The sequence below is a fragment of the Bacillus sp. AFS041924 genome, from assembly GCF_002577195.1.
In the GTDB taxonomy this organism is placed as follows: domain Bacteria; phylum Bacillota; class Bacilli; order Bacillales; family Bacillaceae_G; genus Gottfriedia.
In genome coordinates, this window is sequence record NZ_NULG01000147.1 from 1 (window position 1) to 3,706 (window position 3,706).

The following is a 3,706-nucleotide window of genomic DNA, read 5'->3' on the forward strand; positions in this document are numbered from 1 at the left end:
TTATATATAGTATCATGCAAAAAAATGAGGTTCCTTTGAACCTCATTCAATGTTTACATAGTAATAAAGATAAAGTGTATTTTAATTGAATTCATTGTAAATCGCTGCCCAATCAACTCTTAATTGTTCTCTCAATTTCTTATTTTCATCTTCTAGGTGTTTAATTTTTTTCCGTAGTGATGCAATTATCACATCTTTGGATTGTTCTGTCATGTTTCGTTTAACCTGTTTTGGTGTATCTAATTTTTCTTCCTGCATCCTTAATGTTTCAATTCTAGACCTAATATCACTGTATTTGTATAGAAATGGTTTTGATACTCCCGATTTTGCTGAAACGGAATTAAAATTTATCTTTTCTTTCTGTTTGATCATTTCTTTAATGGTATATTCAACTTTTTGCTTCGTCTTTTGCTTTTTATCTTCGATACTTCGAAGTAATGGTTCAGTATTTGGATTTTTATTTGCCATTATGTTTCATCTCTTTCTTTAGTTTTTCAATTCTCTTTTAGGTTTAGATATCCCATAAATTCCACCATTACTTAAGATACTATCTCTAATTTCTTTATATTTTTTCAACTTTGGTTGGATAATTTCAATTGATCGAATTCTACCAGAACGTTGATAGACTTCGATATCAGATTCTATCTTCATAATCTGTTCTTTATAGTAATCTAAAAATGTTTGATCTACGTGGAAACTGCGACAGTTATTTTTAATACATGGTGGTTCTAATGTCTGCTCTAGATAATCACAATTGTTTTTTGGGCTTTTAATACAAAATCCATGATCTAATCGTATTGAATCTAGATTGTGACGAATCCAATCTAAGTCTAATCCATTTTCGTCAGCTTGTTGTTTTAATGAAGTTGCGATTATTTTACCACCCTGTTGTAGCTTTACAGCTCCATTATTTGATGCTTTTTCCCATTCTTTACGAAGGGTTCTATCATGGATTTTGGCATATACTAGTGTCATTTCAGGGCTCGCATGAGCCATAAGCTTTTGTACATGTAAAATATTCATTCCATTATTAATGAGGTTAACTCCAAATCGATGTCTAAATGCATGTGGTTTACATCGATAAACATCTCCGTTCTCATCAACTATTTTATTTTCCGCAGCTAATTTGTTTATATTATTTACTACATTTTCCCTTGAAATCGGTTGCCTTTTCCTTGTCCCACTATATGTTGGGAATAAATAATTTAGTGGATTTAACTCTAGTAATGATATCCTTCTTGTTAGTTCTTGTTGCTTAAGAACGATCTTTGCTATTTCTTCAGAAATAGGCACCCTATGTGTCTTATCCTTGACTTTACGCTGTTCTCCAGTGATCCACCAACCATCTTCTCTATGAATCAAACAATCTATTTTTAATGCACAGATATCGGAGATTCTGAATCCAGTTGCTTCCAACAATAATACAATTAGTCTTATTTCTTCAGGTAGCTTTTCTATATGATTAATAATTTGATCCCACACAAAGTCTGATATATATTTTATATCGTTCATTGATTTAGGAGGTAACTTCGGCTTATCTTCAGGCAAAATTAATAGCCTAACGGGCTTTATGGGTGCTTCGTTCCATTCTAATCTTTGTATGTATTCAATAAATGTTTCTAAAAAGGAGATAGAACGATTTATATAGTTCCCTGAAGGTGCTTTTCCCTTGTGAGCGCTATTTCCACCCATAGGTGTTGTTCGTAAATGCTGAATAAATTCCTCAATATCTTTTCTGTTTAAATGTTCTAAGCTATCCCATTTTGGATACTTTTTGTGAACGAAATTGAAAAAGACTGGTAGCTTCGCTATATTTTGAATTGCCGATCCCCAGCTAAGGCTTTCTTGTATTAAGAGACGGTTTTTAATATATTTCTTTATTAATTCTCTATATGGTGTAGGAACGTAATTAAAATTTAATGTACAATCGGTAGAACTGCTCTTATTGTAATCAATTCCAAGCTTACGAACATTCCAGATATCTTTTTCAGTTTCGTTTCGTTCATCATACCAGTCATGATAAAAGGAATAGATTCGGTTGTATAGCTGAACATAACCTTTAACTGTTAAATGGCTACAACCTTCTTCGAAAAGATACGATTTATAGTGAAATAAGAATTTCTCATATGAAATATCTAGAATCGAATTTATATCTGAGTAAAATATCGAAATAAATTTTTGTAATCTATTTAATGCAGTAGATTTTCTCCAAACCGTCTCCATTTTTAATACCATTTCAGTCAGACGTGTGAAGAAATAATATTTGAATTCGTTTGTGATTCTTGTATTTAAAGTAGTATTGAACTTAATAAATTCATTCTTTATATTGGTTTTTTTTGTGTATAGTGGGCATTCCAATGGGTCCCAAAAGTCATCTTTCCAATATCCTTGTAATTCTTTTTCAATTTGATTGTATCGTAGAGTACTAGATTCCTGTTTATTACCTTGTATTATTTTCACTTTAATTTATCATCCTTCATATTCTTATGAGCTTTCTGCCACTCTTTCCGAATTGTCTCATCAGTTGGATGCACGTACGTTTGTATTGTTGTTTGTACTTGTGCGTGCCCTAATAACTTTTGTATTATCGAAACTTCAACTCCTTGTTCATGTAGCTCAGTGGCATAAGTGTGCCTTAACATATGAGGGGTAATATCAATCTGCGTTTTCTTTCTTATACGTTTTATTACATCGAAAGCTGCTTGATAATTTAATGGATTCCCCTTATTAGGACCTGATAAATTAATAAATACATAGTTGGTATCTGCATCGTGATATTCAATTAGATAATCTTGAAAGACATTCATGGTATCGCCAGATACGTATACCCTTCGTCCTTTACCTGATACACTCTTAGATTCCCGTACTTGAATAGAAGTGGATCCAATATCAAAATCCTCAATCCATAGAGATAAAGCTTCTCCAATTCTGAGACCACCCTCATATAACACTCTTATCAGTAAAGCATCTCGAATGTTACTACACGCATCATGAACTGACTGGACCTGATTATTTGTAAGGGTTAGGATCTCTCTTCGAGGTTCTCGTATTTTTAGGATGTTCTTATCAAAGTATTTTCCCTTAGAAACATGATGTAGAAATGGTTTAAATGAGCGATGATTTCCTGCTACTTGCTTCTTTGTTTTTTCGGATAGATCTTTTTCATAATCCTCAATCCGCATTAAATAATCGTAGAAGCTCTGGACACAAGTAATCATAGTATTAACTGTTCGCTCAGATCTCCTTGCTTTAGTTTGTTGAAGTTGCACTACTTTAGTAGATTGACATGGATTTCTTAGCCAAGAAATATATTCAGCCAGAAGATCAAGATTAACTTCCTTATATCCTATTTCTTTTTCGTCTAAAAACTGAAAGTAAAACTTTAAATAATGACAATATGATTTTAATGTATTTTCTGCTTTTCCAATATTATCTAGATATTTAAGAAAGCTTAGCACAGGAACAACAGGTTTGTTATCACCATCAATAAGTAAATATCTTTTTTTGCCATTAATTAAAACCTCTTGCACTTTCATTAACATCACCTCCAGATACAATAGTGATGTATTCTTGTTAGTCTTTCTACGAAAACTATGTTTACTATATTTTTCTACTCAATATATGCTGTAAATAAAGAAACAAAAAGGGGGTAGTATTTAACTTTATTAACGTTAAGTACTCCCCCCTGAAATACTATATATAAGCA

Annotated in this window: 3 protein-coding genes; all 3 read right to left on the reverse strand. The window is 32.0% G+C overall.

Going from position 1 to position 3,706, the window contains the following annotated elements; genetic code table 11:
• Positions 1-81: 81 nt before the first annotated feature.
• Genes COC46_RS21585 through COC46_RS21595 form a run of 3 tightly spaced genes read right to left on the reverse strand, consistent with a single transcriptional unit; the run spans position 82 to position 3,536 of the window.
• Entirely contained in the window at positions 82-468 is a 387-nt protein-coding gene (locus COC46_RS21585) for a DUF6262 family protein (RefSeq protein ID WP_098811946.1), read from the reverse strand.
• Positions 469-486: 18 nt separating this feature from the next.
• A complete protein-coding gene (locus COC46_RS21590) occupies positions 487-2,460 on the reverse strand; it encodes a tyrosine-type recombinase/integrase (protein WP_255294999.1) in 1,974 nt (657 codons plus the stop codon).
• Positions 2,457-3,536, reverse strand: coding sequence for a tyrosine-type recombinase/integrase (locus tag COC46_RS21595; RefSeq protein ID WP_098811947.1), 1,080 nt, complete (start codon positions 3,534-3,536; stop codon positions 2,457-2,459). The genes COC46_RS21590 and COC46_RS21595 overlap by 4 nt, the downstream gene beginning before the upstream one ends.
• Between the last annotated feature and the right edge of the window lie 170 nt (positions 3,537-3,706).

What these genes read in the sequence shown, in the direction of transcription:
- COC46_RS21585 (WP_098811946.1), bottom strand. Translation starts at nt 468, where the DNA reads ATGGCAAATAAAAATCCAAATACTGAACCATTACTTCGAAGTATCGAA.
- COC46_RS21595 (WP_098811947.1), bottom strand. Translation starts at nt 3,536, where the DNA reads ATGAAAGTGCAAGAGGTTTTAATTAATGGCAAAAAAAGATATTTACTT.